Source organism: Vibrio sp. 03_296 (assembly GCF_002265885.1).
The window spans coordinates 1-638 of record NZ_NPKW01000197.1 but is presented as its reverse complement, the minus strand read 5'-3'; the positions used below and the strand labels follow the sequence as shown (position 1 = coordinate 638).

The 638-nt window shown below is 46.8% G+C and carries 1 pseudogene; it reads left to right on the top strand.

From position 1 onward, the window contains the following. A pseudogene (locus CIK04_RS23335) lies at nt 1-638 on the top strand (UbiD family decarboxylase domain-containing protein); the annotation flags it as partial.

Here is a 638-nt window from a genome sequence, read left to right as displayed (position 1 = left end):
AAGGATTTACGCGATTTCCTCAATCACCTAGRGAAGAAAAGGGCAATTAAAGCGCATTACTCACCCAGTTGATCCCGCTTATGAAATGACCGAGATCAGCGATCGAACACTGCGAGCGGGTGGTCCGGCTTTATTGTTCGAAAACCCAATTGGTTACGATATCCCAGTGTTGACAAACTTATTTGGTACCGCTGAGCGCGTTGCTATGGGGATGGGAAGAGAACAAGTTAAAGAATTGCGTGAGGTGGGTCAGTGGCTTGCTTATCTCAAAGAGCCTGAGCCACCTAAAGGTTTTAAAGACGCTTTAGATAAGTTGCCAGTGTTCAAGCAAGTTTTAAACATGCCTGTGAAACGTCTGCGTAAAGCCGCATGCCAAGAAGTAGTTTGGCAAGGTGAAGAGGTTGATCTGGACAAGATTCCCGTGATGAGCTGTTGGCAAGATGATGTTGCGCCACTGCTAACTTGGGGATTAACCATTACGCGAGGCCCCAACAAAAAACGCCAAAATTTGGGGAGTCTACCGATCAACAGAAAATCGCGAAAAACAAAAATCATCAATGCAGTTGGCTAGCACACCGATGGTGGGCTCTGGATTTGCGTGGACTGGATGGAAAAGTTACCCCGGAAAGCCATTTCCT